The sequence below is a fragment of the Pedobacter foliorum genome, from assembly GCF_013266735.1.
In the GTDB taxonomy this organism is placed as follows: domain Bacteria; phylum Bacteroidota; class Bacteroidia; order Sphingobacteriales; family Sphingobacteriaceae; genus Pedobacter; species Pedobacter foliorum.
In genome coordinates this window covers 389,669-409,012 of the sequence record NZ_JABSNU010000001.1, presented here as the reverse complement: position 1 = coordinate 409,012, position 19,344 = coordinate 389,669, and the positions used below count along the sequence as shown (strand labels likewise).

The 19,344-nt window shown below is 39.8% G+C and carries 18 protein-coding genes; 12 read left to right on the top strand and 6 right to left on the bottom strand.

Features of this window, described 5'->3' with window-relative positions; genetic code table 11:
* Window positions 1–237 precede the first annotated feature (237 nt).
* On the bottom strand, window positions 238–2,406 hold the full coding sequence (locus HQN83_RS01795; protein ID WP_173087998.1) for a tetratricopeptide repeat-containing sensor histidine kinase: 2,169 nt from the start codon (window positions 2,404–2,406) through the stop codon (window positions 238–240).
* Between the two features lie 243 nt (window positions 2,407–2,649).
* Here HQN83_RS01795 and HQN83_RS01790 point away from each other — a divergent pair, with 243 nt between their 5' ends.
* Genes HQN83_RS01790 through HQN83_RS01780 form a run of 3 tightly spaced genes read left to right on the top strand, consistent with a single transcriptional unit; the run spans window position 2,650 to window position 4,187 of the window.
* Window positions 2,650–3,135: a hypothetical protein gene (locus HQN83_RS01790; RefSeq protein WP_173087996.1), complete on the top strand. Its 486-nt coding sequence runs from the start codon at window positions 2,650–2,652 to the stop codon at window positions 3,133–3,135.
* Window positions 3,136–3,161: 26 nt separating this feature from the next.
* A complete protein-coding gene (locus HQN83_RS01785) occupies window positions 3,162–3,818 on the top strand; it encodes a hypothetical protein (RefSeq protein WP_173087994.1) in 657 nt (218 codons plus the stop codon).
* 54 nt (window positions 3,819–3,872) lie between these two features.
* A complete protein-coding gene (locus HQN83_RS01780; protein ID WP_173087992.1) occupies window positions 3,873–4,187 on the top strand; it encodes a hypothetical protein in 315 nt (104 codons plus the stop codon).
* Window positions 4,188–4,560: 373 nt separating this feature from the next.
* Here HQN83_RS01780 and HQN83_RS01775 read toward each other — a convergent pair whose 3' ends face one another.
* From HQN83_RS01775 to HQN83_RS01765, 3 genes are all read right to left on the bottom strand, one after another.
* Window positions 4,561–5,658, bottom strand: a complete 1,098-nt coding sequence (locus HQN83_RS01775; RefSeq protein WP_173087990.1) for a hypothetical protein — start codon at window positions 5,656–5,658, stop codon at window positions 4,561–4,563.
* A gap of 67 nt (window positions 5,659–5,725) precedes the next feature.
* On the bottom strand, window positions 5,726–7,276 hold the full coding sequence (locus HQN83_RS01770; RefSeq protein ID WP_173087988.1) for a hypothetical protein: 1,551 nt from the start codon (window positions 7,274–7,276) through the stop codon (window positions 5,726–5,728).
* 107 nt (window positions 7,277–7,383) lie between these two features.
* A complete protein-coding gene (locus tag HQN83_RS01765) occupies window positions 7,384–8,004 on the bottom strand; it encodes a hypothetical protein (protein WP_173087986.1) in 621 nt (206 codons plus the stop codon).
* A gap of 249 nt (window positions 8,005–8,253) precedes the next feature.
* On the opposite strand from HQN83_RS01765, the gene HQN83_RS01760 reads away from it, so the two are divergent.
* The 8 genes from HQN83_RS01760 to nhaA all read left to right on the top strand — a co-directional run bounded on the left by HQN83_RS01760 (window position 8,254) and on the right by nhaA (window position 16,345).
* On the top strand, window positions 8,254–10,197 hold the full coding sequence (locus tag HQN83_RS01760) for an ATP-binding protein (protein WP_173087984.1): 1,944 nt from the start codon (window positions 8,254–8,256) through the stop codon (window positions 10,195–10,197).
* A 91-nt stretch (window positions 10,198–10,288) separates the two neighbouring features.
* A complete protein-coding gene (locus HQN83_RS25205) occupies window positions 10,289–10,537 on the top strand; it encodes a response regulator (RefSeq protein WP_217277289.1) in 249 nt (82 codons plus the stop codon).
* A 100-nt stretch (window positions 10,538–10,637) separates the two neighbouring features.
* The gene (locus tag HQN83_RS25200) at window positions 10,638–10,814 is read left to right on the top strand and encodes a response regulator transcription factor (RefSeq protein WP_217277288.1); all 177 of its coding nucleotides are present in this window, start codon (window positions 10,638–10,640) and stop codon (window positions 10,812–10,814) included.
* Between the two features lie 398 nt (window positions 10,815–11,212).
* Window positions 11,213–11,731 carry a hypothetical protein gene (locus HQN83_RS01750; protein ID WP_173087982.1) on the top strand — a complete coding sequence of 173 codons (519 nt, stop codon included), beginning with the start codon at window positions 11,213–11,215 and terminating at the stop codon, window positions 11,729–11,731.
* A 24-nt stretch (window positions 11,732–11,755) separates the two neighbouring features.
* On the top strand, window positions 11,756–12,133 hold the full coding sequence (locus tag HQN83_RS01745; protein WP_173087980.1) for a hypothetical protein: 378 nt from the start codon (window positions 11,756–11,758) through the stop codon (window positions 12,131–12,133).
* Between the two features lie 10 nt (window positions 12,134–12,143).
* Window positions 12,144–12,953: a M48 family metallopeptidase gene (locus HQN83_RS01740; protein WP_173087978.1), complete on the top strand. Its 810-nt coding sequence runs from the start codon at window positions 12,144–12,146 to the stop codon at window positions 12,951–12,953.
* Window positions 12,954–13,567: 614 nt separating this feature from the next.
* On the top strand, window positions 13,568–14,983 hold the full coding sequence (locus HQN83_RS01735) for an alanine/glycine:cation symporter family protein (protein ID WP_173087976.1): 1,416 nt from the start codon (window positions 13,568–13,570) through the stop codon (window positions 14,981–14,983).
* A gap of 48 nt (window positions 14,984–15,031) precedes the next feature.
* Complete coding sequence (gene nhaA / locus HQN83_RS01730) at window positions 15,032–16,345, top strand: Na+/H+ antiporter NhaA (protein WP_173087974.1); 1,314 nt, start codon at window positions 15,032–15,034, stop codon at window positions 16,343–16,345.
* A 421-nt stretch (window positions 16,346–16,766) separates the two neighbouring features.
* Here nhaA and HQN83_RS01725 read toward each other — a convergent pair whose 3' ends face one another.
* Window positions 16,767–18,116, bottom strand: a complete 1,350-nt coding sequence (locus HQN83_RS01725; protein WP_246254167.1) for a TIGR00341 family protein — start codon at window positions 18,114–18,116, stop codon at window positions 16,767–16,769.
* 249 nt (window positions 18,117–18,365) lie between these two features.
* Window positions 18,366–18,863, bottom strand: coding sequence for a TraG/VirB4 family ATPase (locus tag HQN83_RS25415; protein ID WP_317172482.1), 498 nt, complete (start codon window positions 18,861–18,863; stop codon window positions 18,366–18,368).
* A 78-nt stretch (window positions 18,864–18,941) separates the two neighbouring features.
* Here HQN83_RS25415 and HQN83_RS01715 point away from each other — a divergent pair, with 78 nt between their 5' ends.
* The gene (locus HQN83_RS01715) at window positions 18,942–19,328 is read left to right on the top strand and encodes a hypothetical protein (protein ID WP_173087972.1); all 387 of its coding nucleotides are present in this window, start codon (window positions 18,942–18,944) and stop codon (window positions 19,326–19,328) included.
* The last annotated feature ends 16 nt before the right edge of the window (window positions 19,329–19,344 follow it).

The window sequence follows — 19,344 nt, the reverse complement described above, 5'->3', positions numbered from 1 at the left end:
AGTCCCGGTTTGTAACCAGTCCGGAGCTGATGAAGTGTAGTATTGTGACTGATTCAATAAAAGCAATTTAAATGTTTCAAAGGATTTCCTACTGGTCATAATGTGTAAAGTATAACTGCTAAAGGCGTTTATAATTACGGAAGATTAGCGTTAGCTTTGAACTTATTTTTATACTTTAGGTAGTTTATCCATCCTGATGTCAATATTTATATAATTTCTTGGTCTTTGTTATTGGGGCTAGACTCTCTCAAAAAAAGGAAAACATATAATGGCAATGGTTCCGTTCTGATTTGCACCAGGCTCGATGGTAAAACTAGCCTTTTTACCAATCTGCTGTTTGTTGATCATATCAATCCTTTCCTGGATAGAAGCCAGGCCCATCGACATTTCCTTAACACCGCCCATTAGATTTTTATTTGCAGGTTTCCCAATTCCTACGCCATTATCTTCCACTGTAATACGAATTTCATCTTCCTTTCTTTGAATTGTCACAGCCAGATGAGCGTCTGCTTTTGGCTCTATAATCAGTCCGTGTAAAATGGCATTTTCAATTAATGGCTGGATCAACATGGGTGGCAGGTATAAGGTTTTTAACTGAATATTATCAGCTACCGTAAATGAATAAGTAAAAGTGTCATCATAACGCATGGCTTCCAGCTCCGTATATAACATTAAAGCTTTCCATTCTTTGTCTCCGCTTACTAAACTTCTTGTTGAATTTTCCAGGATCAGTCTGCTCAATGCGGCAAATTTTTGAATAAGGCGAGAGGCCTTCCTTTTCTCATTATCCATTACATAGGCTTCAATGGAATTGAGCACATTGAATATGAAATGTGGATTCATTTGCGCTCTGATGGCCTTTAACTCGCTCTCAGAAAGTTGGTGTTGATGATGCTGAAGTTCGTTTTTATATTTCAATCGTCTAATCCTGTAAAGGTTTAACAGGTAAACCAATACGGACATTAAAACAACCAGTGCTAAAATCCAATACAACCACAATTGCTTTAATTCTAACTTGTTTAATTTTTGTTGCTGTGAAAGTGCACTTACTTTACTGGCCTGTAACTTCTCCTTATTTCTGGCGATGATGAGCTGTTTTTCTTTTTCTTCAGATTGGAGCTTTTCATTTTGTAACTGTACGGTTTGTAAATCTCTAAACTGTAGGCCCTTTTGCAATTCGACGTGATTTAAAGCCAATTGTAACTGCTGTTGTTTGAGTTGTGCTCCTGTCAATAATTCCTTCTGCTTATAGGATAATTCCTTCTTATCAAAATCAAACTGGATACCCATTCTGGTAATTTCATTTTTCTTTTTGTCGTTACTAATGGTATCTGCAAATTTGGTGTATTGTTTATGGTAGATCAGGGCACTATCGGGCATCTTCATCGCATCATAAAGTTCACTCAGGCCTAAACTGGCATCCCGTTTAAGCTCTGTAATATTTAGTTCATTGCCTGTTTGTAGTGCTTTAAGTCCGTATGATTTAGCTTCTTGATAGTTAACCTTGCCTAGATAGGCTGCAGATACGTTTTGCATGTTAATACCCAAGCTCCTTTTGTTATTGGTCTTGGTGTTAATTTCCATAGCTTTCAATCCATATGTTAAAGCTAAATCATGGTTTTTTAGTTCGTTGTAATATGCCGAGAGATTTCCGTTGTCTCTCGCAGTTGCGCGTAAATCAGCTATAGAATCAGCAATTTTAAGGGACTTCTGGCTATAATTTATGGCTTCGGAAATGTTTTTGGTTTTAAATTGTATGATGCCGATGTTTGCTAAGACACTCGATTGACCAACATAATTTTTTAGTTTCTGGTGTAATGCAAGTGATTTTTGATAATATTTCATTGCTTCTGTAAAATCTCCCATTTCGGTGTATACTATTCCAATTGTGCCTAAATCATTTGCCGCTTGTTGCTCATTTTTGTTTTTTTCAAACGATTTTAGCGCATCTAGTAAATATTTTAAGGCCTCTGGAAATTTAGACTGTACCAGATAGACGGTACCGATATTAGATAAGGCCGCTCCGATTTGTAAATCATTTTTTAATTGGATAGATAGGCTGAGTGCTTTGTTTAAAGAAGTCAATGCTTCTGGATACATGGCTAAATGAACATGAATAACCCCCTTGATCCGATGGGTAGCAGAAACAATGTTTTTATCTTTAACCTTGTTTTCGAAAGATAAAATTTCTTCTGGATACTTTAAGGCAGATTTTGGATTGTGTGGTAGCGTCTGCGTTGTCAGGTCAAACAGAATTTTCGCTCTTACATCATCTTGTTTTGTATGGGATGCAGCACATCTGAGCAGGGAATCAATTTTTTTAGTCTGTGCTAAAACTGTATCAAAATTAGTCAGGAAAAAGATAAGTATTAATATATAGCTCGATAATTTTTGTTTAAAAGACATCTGTTGTTTTTATAGACTTGTATATGCCCGGTTCGTTCATCTCTGTTTTCTTTGTTGATTATCAACAAGATAACTCAGGTTTCCAAATATAAAAATTCCCGTGTGAATAACTCTTCTTCTTCCCTAATGCTAAAGATGAATTCACTCATTATATAACCTGTTTCAATCATCAGCCTGAAATACTATGGGTTGAGCACATAAGTTTGGTTAAGCAAATCGGAAATTCTTTTAAAAAACATCATTATGAAAACGAATATCATGAACTTATTTAAGACTAGTATAGTAGTTTGTCTGCTAATTATTTGCAGTTTAAATGCCGATGCCCAATTGGGTAAAAAGCCAAAATCCGCAACATCTCGTAAATTAACTCCTTCTATTACATCGCCTTCTGGTGGTTCTGCAATAAATGGCCCATTTGTACTGTTAGGCAAGGCTGAGCCAAATACTACGGCTAATGTTACGATTTCGCCAATTTACATCATGCCTAAAAGGACCGATGGAAAGCCCATTTTAAGAGTGAGCACACCATTGCACGAAACGCAGGAGTTTACCGCTAAAGCAGACGCCAATGGTATATGGCAAAGTCGCGTAGTAGAAGTACTTTACGACCCAAAGGCAACCGGTAGGAGAATTTTTGCATCGGTGTCTCAAATATGGGGTAACGAAAACCTGCAAAGTCGCAATACGGAGTACTTTGTTCCTCACAAACGCTTTAAAAAATTAAACTAGTAGATAGACCATAGAAGAATAAACAAATGAAAACGGCACTACCTTTAACGCTAACATCAGCCCTATTGTGGTTAGCTGGTGTGGCACAACAATTACCTGCTCATATTCAAAACCTGAACAGAAAAACTGATTTAACAACTGTAAATTTCGAAAGAATGTTGAAGCCTAACGGCGGGCGAACGGTTTATGAGTTTTCGGTAACTAGCAAATCGCAATGCATTCACTGCGAACGCGGTACAACCTTTTACGATGAAAATGGCAACACTGTAGCATATTTTATGATGAGCAGTGGGCCGAGTGCTTTTGTAGCAGATGGCTATACTTTAGCAGAATTTGGTAAGTCAGACGCCCAAAGGGTGAGGTACGGAGTTAAAAGAGAAGACTTACCCAACCAGATTGCTAAAGTGATGGCTAAAAACGACTCGCTTAACAAGGCTGGTGTAAAACAAATTGTACAGGTAAAAATGCGTGATCAGATATTCTATAGTTTTGAGCATAAATTGAACCCTAAACTGCCAAATTGTAAAGACTGCCCCATAACTATGGTATTTTATAATGCCAATTACCAACCCGAAGTTACTTTTCAGGTGGGCGGTATAGCTGGCATTATAGCCAATAATGGATATAAGGCTACAGATTATCATAGTAGGCAAAAGCTATGGATATTGTGGAATGCAAACTAGCATTTTCTCTTAAGTAAACACCCGACAATTACTAAACTTAAAAACCATATACAGATGAAAATCCTAAAAAACACCCTAAAATATGGGATGATACTTTGCGTCGCTCTGTTTGCTTCTTGTAAGAAAGATGATGTTGAAGCAAAAGATGAAACGCAAATTGATTTGGCAAATTATTATATCATCGGCAGAAAACCCGCCCAGCTCTCCAACGGGCAAACGGTACAAGTACCTTACCTCATTAATTTTGATGAATATGGAAAAGCTAATTTCTTAAGAGAGAGTGCTAAGTCATTTACCTTTAAAGATGGCAAAATTAAAATTGACGGCTTACGAAGATGTTATAAAACGCTATCCCTTTACCACTTCTAAATGAAATCGCCTAACGACTTTTATTCATATTATAAGACCTTCCAGTGACTACCTTTCGCTGACCCCACCCGAAAGATAAAACCATTTTCCTGAAGATACTTGGTGTTATTTTGAACAGATGTATCAGAAGTCCCTAATGTCTTTGTGGATTCTGTTTGGCTAATTTTACTATTTTCACGCATGCCTCAACAATCAAATGTTGAGTTTCACCCAACTTTTCACCCAACTCACGATTAGTCATCTCTTCTGAATTGGAGTATACCGTTAGGCCTGTAAAAAAGATCCACCAGACAAAACTCAGTTCCCGATCGATTTCCATTCCGAATCAGCACAGGTACAAACAGCCACACGTGTATACATCAATTTTACATATTTATGGTGTTTCACAAATTTGCCATTTTTTACTTTGCACCCTTACATCTCCACCAGCGTAAGCCAAACCCGATGAACCAGCAATTATCGCAGACCCAAGTCCGAATGCAGTTATATTTCCGCTTTGCTTAGGCGCCTGACTAGAAAATTGTTTATCTACATTTTTATTGGAAACCAAAACAAAAGTAGCGGGCGCACAAATGCAGATTTCAGTTTGCCAATCCTTAAGTGCCGAAGCAAATACGGGTGTTTGGTAATAATAAGTGATCGCACAGCCCAATATGGAAACCGTATATGCTGAAGCTTTCCAATGATAATCTTTGGTTACTTTTAGGCTTCGGCTATCCAAGGGATACCTGCCAGGTATGTTAAAGTTGTCAACCGTTATCCCAGCTTGGGTATGGCTACCCCAGGGACCTAAAGTATTTGCTAAACATACAATTGTATTTGCCAATGAACCTGTACTGGAGGCATAATACATGCTACTGGAAACTCCTACACCTGCTTTCTGTTCATCAAAAATGGCCTTGGCAGTAGTGTTGTCATTTACACAAATAAAAGGATTGGGATCGTCTGGTTTATTGATTATCGGTGGAGTTGTGGGGTTTTCAGTCTGTACTGGCGTATAAGGTGCTACAGGTTTATTTACTTCATATTGAAAGGTAAGGAACTCACCAAACTTGATTTTTTTCTTTACCTCATCGGGAAACACTTCCCGAATTTTTTCCTGATAATAAGGTTCATCTATTTCGGCAGCAGTCCAAATCCTTTTGACAAAGGAATAATAGGTCTTCGAAATCATAGCGATCTTATCTTCCTTTTCGCTTGTAGACTTTAGCTTACTCACACTATGAATAGCTTCCTGATAAGCTTTATAGGTTTCTGGATTAGCTTCCATCAATTTCTTAAGTTTATCAACAACAGGCTGCATTACCGAAGTAAGCCGTTTTAAAAGTTCATCATGTTTGCTTGTTGAAGCTACATTTAGTGTCTTTATTGGTTTTGTAAAAACACTCTGGTCTTGGTTACGACTACGGATTTGTGCATTTACTACCATTGCACCTGCAATGAATAGCAATAAAATGAATAGTTTTTTCATGGTTAAATTTTATAGTATAAAAGTAATTTGAGCAGCAAAGGGTGTCAATCGTTAAAAAAGATGATTTTTATAAAATACCTCTTACCGTATCGAAGTCGAAGTTTTCGGTAAAATTTTCTACCAATTTTTTTCCAAGCGGGGTTTTTACGTACCTATAGGTCAATTCTATCATATACGGTTTTACAGGATTTTTTTCTGCTCCCTTAAAATACTCGGGATTATACCGATAGAGTGTTGCACCATCTTTGTTATCCCAAAAGCCACTAAAAGTGAACGATCCGGTTTTTTGGGCATCTTCTTTAGTATCGGCATTGTAAGTCTCCACCCATACCTCATCGTTGGAACCCGAACCATAAGTCCTTTTCCAGGAAACAGTTTCTGCTTTGGGTTTTACAACGGCAGGCTGGGCCGGCCAGGCTACTGTATTTTCTTTCAATGCTTTTTGTACAATGGCCTTTTTTGCCTCTATTTTTTGTTGCCAATCAGGATATTTGGCCTTTTTGATCACTAAGTTTTTTTTTCCATTTTCATACAACTGGGGGTACTTTTTAGGATCTTTCATCATCCCAGAGCTTTCGCTTTCAATCTCCTTTATTTTATCGGCTATTAAAAGGTTTTCCCTTTCGTAATATACTAACAAAGCTTCGAGGTATTCTTTACGGGTAACGGGCACAAACAATAAAGCACCTGGTTTTGTAAAATACCAATGGCGGGTCATATATACACTCCGGCTGCCCTCTTTTACAGTGGCTTCGGGAATATCCTGATAAAAGCCTTTTCCATTATTGATGTTTTTTGAAGCATCCATTTTGATAAAATCATGCAGCGAAATAAACTGCCCATTGTATTTCTTGGGTGTTTCATAATAGTAAGCCTCATCGGGAAAAGAAAAGGCATTCTCTATTCCTGTATAACGATTAACGTAGGCACGAAATACATTCTCATATTCACTATTGACCATGATTTTGTTCTTGATACAGATATATTCATAACAGCCCATATTAAGATCGTAGCTTGCCAATGGATATTTACCTGCTATTGTAGCAGCCGTATTGCCCGAGAAAGTGGTTTTGAGTACGCAACCTGTAAGGTTATAGTTACTACGGCTTTGTTTTTCGAGCGTTTCTATTTTTGTGAGGATCGTATTGGCCATGGCCTTATTAGTGACTGTACCTAACGCATCCAACCAATGCGCTTTTTGTTGTGGCCATTCGCAATGGGCAGCATCTATTTGTTTTCCAGATAGAGTTTCAAGGTTTTTTGCCGACTGGCAATCTTGTGCATTCCCCTGTCCGGTAATGCAACTCCAGCCTGTTTCTATATTCATATCCGAAATGCTCGGCGCTGTAGCAACAGTTACTGCTCCTTTTACCAATTTATCCCAATCGGTATTAAAATTTTTATTAGCTGATGCAGAAGATGCCCTTGCCTTGGTGATAACCACAATTCCATAAACACCTGTTTTTTTATCGGTAATGGAAAGCTGGATACCTGCTTCATTTTTTTGTTGTTGCCAGCCTTTGGGGTAAGTAAAAGAAACCACATCGAAAGTTTGCTTTTGGGCATAAGCAAAGACGGAGAGCACAGAAAGCATTATAATGAAAACAGTTCTTTTCATACCTTTTGTTTTAATGCAACATTAAAAGTGTTTTAACTACCATTTCAAATTATTAACATCTGACCAGTTTCCTGTTGGCTGAACAGGTTTTCGAGTTTGGTGATGTATTAAAAATTATCCCAAGTCCGTGCGGCAATGGTATCCCAGCCCGATTGGCTGGTGGTTTGGTTACCTTTTAAATCGTAACTGTAATAAACCCAACCAATGCGGCTGGCTTTTAGTTTAATTTTGCTTTTTCCGGTTGCCGCATCATCGGTACAGTTTAACACTTTTACATCCTGCAAAATTATTTTACGGGCTGGTTTTGACATTGTTTGCGGATTTCTTGTGGTTATCGTTATTTCTGTTTGTGCAATAACAGGCTGTGCTGTGGTTAGAACCACCAATGCAGCTTTATTAAGGTCGATTTTTTGGGTGCTTAAGTTATCTGTAACTTTTACGGCATTCGTTGAGGCCCGTTTTAGCGATGTTGTATTGGAAGGTGCCGTCATCAGGTTTCTAAAATCTACGATGTAGGTTTCAGTAGGCACTTCAATTTCAATGGTGGCGGTATTATCAGAGCCACCTGTATAAGAAGTGACAATCAGTTGTTTTTCATATCCCTTGTAGGTAGCGCTCCCCTTAATGGAGCTTCCATCGCTTTTGGTAAATTTACCATAAATATCATTGGCTTGCGCAAAGAGGTTCGTAAACGCAAAAGTGATAAGGAGAAAGAAAATTGTTTTCATGATTTTTTGATTTTATATGGTAAAAGTAGCTTGATAGGGAACTGATTGCTATCATTAAAAAAGATGAATTTTACCGTGTAGGCATAAAAAATCATTAAAAAAGAGGATAGAAAATGTGATTCGACAACATTTAATTTGCATTGTAGAAAAATGTAAATTACGGTATGAAACCATAACGAGCAAACGCTCGCAATCAGAGGTCAATATACCATGATAGCTTCATTACTGTTAAAGACAAATTATGTTCTGATGAAAAAACTATTAACAAGCCTATTGATACTATTGTGTTTTCTAAATAGCTATGGTCAAGATCTTCAAAAAATTGACAGTCTTAAAAGATTATTGAATAGGTCGAAAGAAGATACCAGTAAGGCAAAATTACTTTTTGCCCTTACCTTGGAATATGAAGACCATGATATGAAAAAGGCCATGGCCTATGCTAAAGAAGGTGGGCGATTGAGCAATAGACTTAACTATACCGCTGGCAAGCTAAAGTACAATAAAAGAATGATGTACATATATGCAACATTGACACAGCACGATTCGGCTATATGGTATGGCAAACAAATCCTCAAAATTGCCACCGAAACTAAGGATTCCCTAACCATGGGTATTGCCTACTTTACATTGGGAGAACGCTACAATTTCAAATCGGATTATGAAACAGGGGTTGAATATAGCCTGAAAGGAGTACGTATTATAGAACGGTTAGACACTTCATCCAGAACAAGGGCCACTTTGAATGCAAGTATGGCCGCAAACTATCTAATGATAAAAGACTATAAAAAAGCTATTGAATTTGGAAAAAAAGCAGAATACCTCGATAGAAAAATTAAAAATTATCAACAGCTGACTTCTACTTTACTAAATCTGGGCAATGCCTACGATGCACTGGGACAGGATATAAAAGCAATTGAAGCCTATAAAGAAAGCTTATCGCTCTGCGATAAATACAACTTTCCAAGTTTTGTTGCCATGAGCTGTGAAGGGATGGTAGAAATTATGGATAGGCAAAACAAATTGGACCAGGTCAAGTATTACGCAGAAAAAGGATTGGCAACAGCTACTAAAATAGCCGACAACTTCAATATTATGTCTTGCTATCAAAATCTTTCTGTCTATTATTTTAAAACAAATCAATACGCTAAAGCCAAAGAATTACTTTTTAAGGCGCTGGATATCAGCCAGGACAATGATTATAAAGAAGCAAGAGGAACACTATTACAAAGCCTCTCTAATGTGCTGTATGCGGAGCATGATTATGCTTTAGCGTCTGAATATCAAAGAGAAGCTACAAAAATTAGAGAAGATATTTTTACTGAATCGATGGCTCAAAAACACGCCAATGAAGAAGTAAAATTTGAAACAGAAAAAAAAGAAAGCCAAATAAAGTTACAAACAGCAGAAATACGTCAAAAAAATATTCTTAATTACTTTTTAATCGTTGGAACCATTGCTTTTCTTGCCATTTCTATACTCAGCTATCGTAACTATAAGCACCGGCAAAAATTGCAACAGGCAAAGATCGATGAATTAGAAACAGAAAAACAACTTACTGCCACTGAAGCCGTACTGAAAGGTGAAGAACAGGAACGCACCCGACTGGCCAAAGATCTGCACGATGGGCTTGGTGGGATGCTAAGTGGCATAAAATTTTCACTAAATAATATGAAAGAGAATTTAATAATGACGCCCGACAATGTACACGCTTTTGAACGCAGTATAGATATGTTGGATAGTTCCATTAAAGAAATGCGCCGTGTAGCACATAATATGATGCCTGAAATTTTAGTAAAATATGGATTAGATACGGCATTAAAAGAATTTTGTACAGAAATTGATCGTAGCGGGGTGCTGCACGTAAACTACCAGTCGGTGGGGATGCAAAAGGCAGCCATACGCCAAACAACAGCAGTTACTATCTATCGAATTATACAGGAGCTGCTGAACAATGCTATTAAACATGCAAATGCCAAAAATGTACTGGTACAATTGCATCACTCCGAACAGGAGAAACTATTAGCGGTTACCGTGGAGGATGATGGAAATGGCTTTGATACTAAGTTACTCAAACAATCTAATGGAATGGGCTGGCTGAATATCCGAAACCGCGTTGAGTTTTTAAAAGGTAGCATTGACATTCAGTCTTCACCCGGGAAAGGGACTTCCGTTATGATAGAAATTACAATTTAAGGGCATGCAATGAAAACAGGCGTCTTTGTAGTAGACGACCACTACATGGTGATAGAGGGTATTCGTTCTTTGCTACAGAACCAAAAAACACTTGACGGGCCGTGCCACCAATGCAGAATCCTGCCTGAGTTCTTTAAGATTGCAACAGCCCGATGTGATCTCAATGGATGTAAACCTGCCGGACAAAAGCGGAATAGATTTATGTGAAAAAGTCAAACAATTATACCCTTCTATTGCGGTGTTGGGGCTTAGCGCCTTTAACCAGCAGGCTATCATCAAAAATATGATAGATAACGGCGCTTCTGGTTATGCATTAAAAATGCCACAAAAGAAGAACTAATAGAGGCAATAAACAGTGTGCTCAAAGGCAAAACATATTATAGTTTCGAAGTCTTAAGTTCTTTGAGAAAACCTAAACCAATCAGCTCCTGATTACCCGAATGGAAAAAGAAGTACTGTTGTTAATCACCCAAGGGCTGACCAATGCGAAAACAGCGGAAAAACTCTTTATCAGCATTCCAACGGTAAATACAGACCGCAAAAGCCTGTTAGAAAAATTTGAAGTAAAAAACCCGGCCATGCTAATCGGTAAGGCTACAAAATCAGGGTTGATTTAGGTGTTAAGGTTATCTGAACAGCCAATTTTAGTGCAAAAAAAGGCAAACATGTAAAATTAGTAGTTTTTAGTTTTAGATACAATCATTAGATCATTTCCAATGATATGGCCACTTTTTACCAAAGAAACAATATTACCTGACTGGATTTTGGTGAGAAGGTTTTTGCGCTGTGAATCATCTGGTGTGCTAAAAGAGATTGTCGATATATTAAGACAGCTGGGAACCTGAATTTTAAACAAATGGGGAACGAGAAACAATGCCACTTTCGTCAAACAGTTCCCCCAGGACAAAGCCATACCGCCGGGTAGAATTCGCCCCCCCTTTAAAATATCATCTTTTTAGATGATGGTTTTAGCTTAAAATACACTTTAACTTCGATCAGTATAAAATTACATCATATGAAAAAGAACATGTTACTTTTAGCATCTGTTTTAGCAGCATCGGTTACACTTACCTCATGCGGCAACAGCAATTCCACCGAAAAGGACTTTAGTGTTGGTTTTGCCAAAGGCGTAAAAATAAGCCCTACCGGATTAAAAACGGTAAACAGCGGACTTAAGCTTACGGATAGCTATTTAACTGCCGATGGGGCAAGGATGGCAAGCAACCAGGTGGAGATAGGAAAAAAAATAGCAGTAGTTTTTGAAGGCATTGATGGGTTTAAGGCAACTGATGGCAAGGTATTTCCAAGCTTGGGTATTATTGTGATGGATAATGCGAACAATGTTGTGCTCCATTACGATGATCTGTTAAAATCTGAGACAGGCTATAGCGAGAAAGACGCATCCGTGCTGTCAGGGTCAGTAGTTATTGGTGACCCCTTAAAGAAAGGTCAGTCCTATAAAGTGGTGGTATCCATTGCCGATAAAAAAGGCGAAGGCTCTATTGCCTCCACGGTAGACCTAAAAGTAAACTAATCAGGTTTAAAACTAAAGTACATCATGGGAACTCAGCAATCAAATCAAAACCTTAATAACCAGTCCTATGACGGAAAAACCATAGCATTGATCAGTTATCTTACCGTAATAGGTTGGGTAATTGCATTTGTAATGCATGGAAACAACAAGACCAGTTTAGGTACCTTTCACTTACGTCAGTCAGCATTCTTAATGGTACTAGGGATAGGCATATATGCACTTCAATTCATTTTTATATTTATTCCCTACATAGGCTGGGCATTATCTATTCTATTGGGAATTTTGGGCATAGGCTTATTTATATTATGGATACTGGGGTTAATAGCTGCTATTAGCGGAGAAGAAAAACCTTTACCCCTATTTGGCAGTAAAATACAACAACTCTTAAGTGCAATCGTCTAAAATCAAACTGATGAAAACATTAAAATGTATACCCTATGTATTGGCAGTATTGCTTTTTAACCCTTCCTGTAGAACAGTCCCCATCACTGGTCGAAAGCAAATAAACTTGGTACCCGATGTACTGATCAGGGAGATGGCCTTTACGCAGTATGACCAGGTGATCAAACAAAGTAAAACGCTGTCGAAGGATGATGAATTAGCCAAGCTGGTCACCAAAGTTGGTCTTAAAATACAACTCGCTGTAGAAACCTACCTGAATGCCAATAACATGCCAAAAGAGGTAAAAAAAATGCAATGGGCTTTTAACACCGTTGATGAAAACATCGTGAATGCCTGGTGCATGCCCGGTGGTAAAGTCGTAGTCTATACAGGCTTATTGCCGGTAGCTCAATCAGAAACAGGTTTAGCGGTGGTAATGGGGCATGAGATTGCACATGCAATTGCCAGACATGGCAACGAAAGAATGAGCGAAAGCGTACTGGTGAGTTTGGGCGGTATGGCCATACAGGAAGCGCTAAAGGAAAAAAAGCATGAAACACAAGCCTTATTTTTGGGCCTATACATGATCGGAAGTCATTTGACCGTGTCCTTGCCCAATAATCGCAAGCAAGAAAGTGAGGCAGATAAACTTGGATTAATCTTTATGAGCATGGCCGGTTATAATCCCGAAGAAGCAGTTCCGTTTTGGCAACGCATGAGCGCGGTTCAAAAAACAAAAACACCAGAATTTTTATCAACACATCCATCGGATGAAAACCGGATAAAAAAATTATCTGCCTTAATACCTGAAGTAAAGGCACAATATTACAAGTCACCATAAAGGCGATTTAAATGTAGAGCAATTAACGATTTTTCAAAATCCTTGAAGAATTGATCAATGTTTAGTGCCAATCTTAAGTTTCCTACATAATGACAAATAGAAATGATCCAGATCATCGGTGAAATAGTTAGGATAATCCATAGGGCCTCTCAATGGCTAATCAATCAGAATAGTAAACTAATTAAAGGTTTGCAATATGGTTCCAATACTCAATCCATTCTTTTGGTGCGGGCTTCTTATTGAAGGCAGTTATCCCCCGGTTTGAAAATCCCGCCATCAATCATTTCAGCCAGCTTATTGGCAAAGGTTATGTAAACAGGTTCCTTCATAGCGCTATCCTGTTACAGTAAAATACACCAAACAAAAATCTGTTAAATATAGGGAGATTTCCGACTTACAACAAGTAAGTTCAGAATAAGCACACTGGGGATTATTCCATATGTGCTCACCTCTTTCAGGAAACGTGGTTCTTACCCGCCTTCAGAAAACACCAATGATCTGAAACAAAACCGGAGTGAAAAAGACATTGCCACCAAAACAGTCGATTCAAATTGACGCTGAAAATGAACAAAACATAAGTACGCTTTTAAAAAAATTGTGTTATTTTAACCCATATGGAAGAAATCATTGGCAAAATAAACGACCTAGTCTGGAGCAACGCACTAATTTTACTCTGCATGGGTGCTGGCATCTATTTTTCAGTCATCACGCGCTTCGTACAGCTTCGCTATATTAAGGAAATGATTGCCCTGTTGTTTCAGGGAGAGAGCTCAGCCAAGGGCGTCAGCTCATTTCAAGCCTTTGCCATCGCCATTTCAGGCCGGATCGGTACAGGAAATATCGCGGGCGTTGCCACTGCAATTGCCATGGGAGGTCCCGGAGCCGTATTCTGGATGTGGCTCATTGCCTTTTTGGGCAGTGCCTCTGCCTTTATCGAAGCCACATTAGGACAAATCTATAAGCAGACCAACAATGGTCAGTACCGTGGGGGACCAGCCTTTTATATCGAAAAAGGATTGGGGATGAAATGGTACGCCATTACATTTGCCATAGCTACTATACTGAGCACCGCACTTTTTTTACCTGGTGTACAAAGCAATAGCATTGCACTAAGCATGCACAACGCTTTCCAGATCCCCGTCGCTTATACCGGTGCAGCGGTTGCCATCTTGCTTGGATTAATCATTTTTGGTGGCGTAAAGCGGATTGGAAAAGTAGCGGAAATCGTTGTCCCTTTTATGGCGGGTGCCTACATCTTGATGGCCATCATCATCATGGTCATGCACGCCCATCAGATCCCGTCGGTACTCCTGCTGATCATCAAATCAGCCTTTAAACTGGAGCCCGCTTTTGCCGGGGTATTTGGCATGGCCGTAGCCTGGGGTGTAAAACGTGGCATTTATTCCAACGAAGCCGGTCAGGGGACAGCACCACACGCAGCTGCCGCGGCCGAAGTGAGTCATCCGGTAAAACAAGGACTTGTACAAGCATTCTCCGTATATGTGGATACTTTATTTGTATGTACCGCAACTGCTTTTATGATCTTGTTCACAGGGCAATACAACGTAATCAATCCCGAAGGTGGCTTTCTCGTAGAAAACCTGCCGGGCGCAAAGATCGGTGCCGAATACACCCAATATGCGGTAAACTCGCACTTCCCCACGCTGGGTGCAGGCTTTGTGGCAGTATCCTTACTATTCTTCGCTTTCACCACGATTATGGCCTATTACTACATCGCTGAAACCAACCTCAGTTACTTGGACAAAAAGGGCAATAAATGGGCACTATGGACATTGCGTATACTCCTACTTTTCGCTACGTTTTACGGGTCAATCAAAACAGCCGAAGCCGCCTGGACATTGGGTGATATTGGTGTAGGTATAATGGCCTGGTTGAATGTCATTGCTATCCTACTCCTGCGAAAGCCGGCACTAAAGGCTTTCCAAGATTATCAGGAGCAACGCAAAGCAGGGAAAGACCCTGTGTTTGACGCTAAAGCATTAGGTATTGAAAACACAGAGGAATGGTAATCATTGAACTTAGTTTACCCGGTAACGCGATTAAAGACACCCAATAATATGATACAAAAGTCACCTATAGATAAAATTATTGCCCCTGTAAGCCGTTTCATTCACCTGGAATACACCAGTGGCATTGTCCTGCTCATTAGTGTGATCATCGCCATTATTTGGGCAAATTCTGCCTACCATGATTTCTATGAGCACCTCTGGCACATCAATTTTTCTATTGGATTTGATGATTTCATCCTGAGTCATCCCCTGCACATTTGGATCAATGACGGCCTGATGGCTGTATTCTTCTTCGTGATCGGGTTGGAACTCAAAAGAGAATTTATGGAGGGAGAACTTTCCTCGCTGAGCAAAGCAGCATTACCCATGTCAGCCGCCCTCGGCGGGATGATCGTTCCTGCGCTGATTTATTATACCCTCAACAAGGGCACCGAGGCGGATCATGGCTGGGGAATTCCGATGGCAACAGACATTGCATTCGCTCTGGCCTTACTTTCTATGGCCAGCAAGCATATTCCTACCTCGGTAAAAGTCTTTCTTTCGGCATTGGCGGTAGCTGACGATCTCGGTGCGGTACTGGTCATCGCCTTTTTTTATACCGAGCAAATCCACTACCATCCATTGATTATCGCGGGTTGTTTTCTTGCCATACTGATTATCGGCAACCTGATGGGGATTCGCAACAGCACTTTTTACCTGATCATTGGCTTCGGCGTCTGGGTAGGCTTTTTATTGTCCGGCGTTCACGCAACCATCGCAGGAGTACTTGTTGCCTTTACCATTCCTGCTGTCACCAAGATCAATGAGCAGATTTATTCCAACAACCTGCGTAAGCTATCTTATGATTTTGAGACCGATATTCCCGAAAAAGGCGATTTAATCACCGACAAACAAAACAAAACTATTCAAGAGGTAAGGACCTTAAGCATGGCTGCAGAAACACCCCTGCAGACCATAGAACATAGCCTGCACCCTTGGGTTGCGTTCGGGATCATGCCCCTGTTTGCCCTATCCAATGCCGGCATCGTCATTGGAGCCGATTTTTTTAGTTCTATCGTCAATCCGGTTTCTATCGGCGTAGCAGGCGGCCTGCTCATTGGAAAATTCGCAGGTATTTTAGTATTCTGCTGGATCATGATCAAACTTGGCTGGGCTGCGCTGCCGGAAGGGGCGACCTGGAAACACCTGATTGGGGTAGCGCTGCTTGCAGGAATTGGTTTCACCATGTCTCTATTCATCAGCGGACTGGCTTTTAAAAATCCTGATTTTATGAATCAGGCAAAATACGGGATTTTGATTGCTTCTTTAATAGCGGGCATTTTGGGAACCCTTGTGTTGAAAAAAGTATCCAAATCATCCTGATCTAAACTGCCAGTACACCTTAGCGCTAAAGTGAAGGCGCAGCTTGTGCATTGACCAAAACCGTTTGTGTGGGATAGGCGAATTCAATTCTCTGCTTTTCAAAAGCCTCGAAAATATCCAGATGAGCCACCTGCATTTTGTCCATATGTAGTAAAATCATTCCCAGAAAGGATGATCAAGAAAATTATTGACATTGAAGAAGTTTGAATCTTTCATAATAGAAAAAACAGGACCTCCAAAAATGGAAATCAGCGATGGTCATTAACAGCTCCTTTAGGCTGAGACAAGGGGTATCCCCGATTAGAAAAAAGATCATCAATTGCTTATAGCTAGAACCCTAATAGTTCAAATAGCCTCAGGTAATGATCCTGATGAATTGTTTCAAAATACAAAAATAAGCATCACGCCAAGGCGGGCGGGATTACGGCAGCAAGAGTCTAAGCGAATCCGCCCCCAGCCGGCGTTTGAGCCAGGCAGACAATTTTAGTCTTTCGGCAGGATTAAGTGGCTTAGAAAAATCCGCCACTACCATTGTCAGGGTATCGCTTACGGACTTATCCAACTGCTGGGTCACCACGTTTGTTGCGGTGTAATTCCGCATCCCGGGATACAACACTTTAAGCTCCGACCGAATGTCGGGCAATGGTTTTTCTGAAGACGCAACCTGTGGGCTAACCACTTTAGCAGAGGAATCTTTTTTAAACACATCTTCCAGAATACTGGCTTTAATCTGTGAGAAATCAATCTCCTGCTTCGCATTCAGCCCCTGTCGAATCTTTAACGCTGTATTCTTCAATTTATAGTCACCCAATTTCCTGCGGATCGTATCTATTTTGCTTGGTGAAAGTTCATAACCAATCAGCAGCAAGTCAATTTCATTTCCCTTTGAGCTACTATACTTTAGCGACCTATTCACCACCTGGGTATTCTTAAATTGGAACTGCTCGCTAATAAAGCGCTGAGCATTGTTCTCAAAAATACTCTTATCCACTATGCCATAAGCCAGATAAATACTTGGCAATACGGCAATAGAAACGATGATCATGATGTAGCGGCTGACTTTTTTCTCGGTTTCCCGGTCTTCAAAATGTTTCTTGGCAAATCGCAGGTAACGAACAATCAGAAACGTACTGATACAGATAAAAACACTATTGATGAAGTACAGGTAAATAGCCCCCAAAAAATAATACAAATTTCCCGAAGCTAAACCGAAGCCTGCCGTGCATAAAGGCGGCATCAATGCCGTAGCAATGGCCACTCCGGGGATCACATTACTCTTTTCCTTTCTGGTCCCGGCCACAATTCCTGCAAGTCCGCCAAAAAAGGCAATAAATACATCCCAGATAGAAGGAGTGGTCCTGGCCAGCAATTCACTTTGTGCATCATGCAAAGGCGTTACCCAAAAATAGACCGCAGAAACTGCAATACTAATTATGGAGGCAATCAGCAAATTGCGAAGCCCCTTTTTCACCAGCTCAAAATCATTCGTACCCACCCCTAAGCCAATCCCCATAATCGGCCCCATTAGGGGGGAAATTAACATTGCACCAATTACAACCGCTGTAGAATTGACATTGAGTCCAATGGAAGCAATCAGAATGGCAAAGATCAATGTCCAGAGATTGGCACCAATAAAATCAGCATTCTTTTTAATAGAGAGCACCACATCATCTTCGTCCGCCCTATCCAGGTGCAGGTCAAAGCGTCGGGCAATAGAAAGCTTAATTATTCGGAACAGCCTGCCTGTCCTTTTATGTTGAGGTTCCGTCAAAGTGGTTGAGTTTTAATGAAGCACTAAAAGCTTAGCAAAAGCCAGTCCATTTTCTTATTTTAATTTAAATAGCGTAATCTTGCACACTAAACAAATGCTAATATTCCTTGTGGCTAAATGAACAGCATCAAAATTTTGGTGCGGTATATTATGCCATTCGACTAATTATACAGTTAGCTTAACACCTCATCTTTTGAACAAAATAAAAATTCGGCCAGCTGCATTTTACTGACTTAATGTTGTCATAATTTAACGTGGTGGCTGCATTTGTTGTTGAAAGGTGAACATAATAAACTCTGCAGGGTGGATTACCGCTACCCTTACTTGAACCATCATTATTTCATTAAGCAGATCGTCAGCATTCATGGTTATACCCAAGTCACAATCTACCGAAAAAGCATCTGAAGCTGTAGCGCCCATTAAATCTCCACCCTTGTAATAAGGATTCAGTACATACAGAGAATTCGCCACATCAAAATCCCGCTCCTTCACCTTCCCATGCTCCAATACCTGCAAATACTCCGACATCGGGAATTCATAAAAGGAATTGAAACCCGGAAACAAATCCCTGTGCTGATCCAGATGTGCATAATACAAAGTCACGGCATTGCAACTGATAAACACAAAATTTCGGCTAAAACACACCCCAATAGCAGTAAACAGCAGTACCACCGAAAAATAAGCTACTATTAATAGACGTTTGATTTCAAACCCCCAATCCTGAAAAATCCATAACGACCACTGCAAATTGGTGAATTGGTCAAATTTGATTAAATTCAGTTCGCTAATCGGCTACATTAAATGGCTAAAAAATTGAAAATTTGAATGAGCTGGGACATCATATTATTTAATTCCACACGGAAAATCGACTCCATAGCAGAATTGGATGAGTCTCAACTCGTATCAACAGATTTCTGTGCTGCCTTGGCAACGCATTTCGAAACCATAGTCAAAGACGACAATCATCGAGAAATCAAGGGAGAAGATTTTGCTATTGAGTATTTTAAGGATAATGAGCTGGTCAGCAACAAACTGCTGAACTTATACGGCGAGGCTGGGCTTTATGAATTGATTATCCTGGCTAGAATCAAAAACTGGCAAATATTTGATACAGGTAATGGATGCATGATTGATCTGGAAAATCCCGGCAATAATGGATACGAAAACTTCAAAGACTACCTACAGCAAGTTAACAGCAGATTACCTCAATAACAATCAATGTACAGCA

Bases quoted from the DNA above. Each gene is read 5' to 3' on its own strand.
- HQN83_RS01740 (WP_173087978.1), top strand. From the start codon at position 12,144: ATGAAAACATTAAAATGTATACCCTATGTATTGGCAGTATTGCTTTTT.
- HQN83_RS01780 (WP_173087992.1), top strand. From the start codon at position 3,873: ATGAAAATCCTAAAAAACACCCTAAAATATGGGATGATACTTTGCGTC.
- HQN83_RS01745 (WP_173087980.1), top strand. From the start codon at position 11,756: ATGGGAACTCAGCAATCAAATCAAAACCTTAATAACCAGTCCTATGAC.
- HQN83_RS01775 (WP_173087990.1), bottom strand. From the start codon at position 5,658: ATGAAAAAACTATTCATTTTATTGCTATTCATTGCAGGTGCAATGGTA.
- nhaA (WP_173087974.1), top strand. From the start codon at position 15,032: ATGATACAAAAGTCACCTATAGATAAAATTATTGCCCCTGTAAGCCGT.
- HQN83_RS01735 (WP_173087976.1), top strand. From the start codon at position 13,568: ATGGAAGAAATCATTGGCAAAATAAACGACCTAGTCTGGAGCAACGCA.
- HQN83_RS01785 (WP_173087994.1), top strand. From the start codon at position 3,162: ATGAAAACGGCACTACCTTTAACGCTAACATCAGCCCTATTGTGGTTA.
- HQN83_RS01770 (WP_173087988.1), bottom strand. From the start codon at position 7,276: ATGAAAAGAACTGTTTTCATTATAATGCTTTCTGTGCTCTCCGTCTTT.
- HQN83_RS01760 (WP_173087984.1), top strand. From the start codon at position 8,254: ATGAAAAAACTATTAACAAGCCTATTGATACTATTGTGTTTTCTAAAT.
- HQN83_RS01715 (WP_173087972.1), top strand. From the start codon at position 18,942: ATGAGCTGGGACATCATATTATTTAATTCCACACGGAAAATCGACTCC.
- HQN83_RS01765 (WP_173087986.1), bottom strand. From the start codon at position 8,004: ATGAAAACAATTTTCTTTCTCCTTATCACTTTTGCGTTTACGAACCTC.
- HQN83_RS01790 (WP_173087996.1), top strand. From the start codon at position 2,650: ATGAAAACGAATATCATGAACTTATTTAAGACTAGTATAGTAGTTTGT.
- HQN83_RS01795 (WP_173087998.1), bottom strand. From the start codon at position 2,406: ATGTCTTTTAAACAAAAATTATCGAGCTATATATTAATACTTATCTTT.
- HQN83_RS25200 (WP_217277288.1), top strand. From the start codon at position 10,638: ATGGAAAAAGAAGTACTGTTGTTAATCACCCAAGGGCTGACCAATGCG.
- HQN83_RS01750 (WP_173087982.1), top strand. From the start codon at position 11,213: ATGAAAAAGAACATGTTACTTTTAGCATCTGTTTTAGCAGCATCGGTT.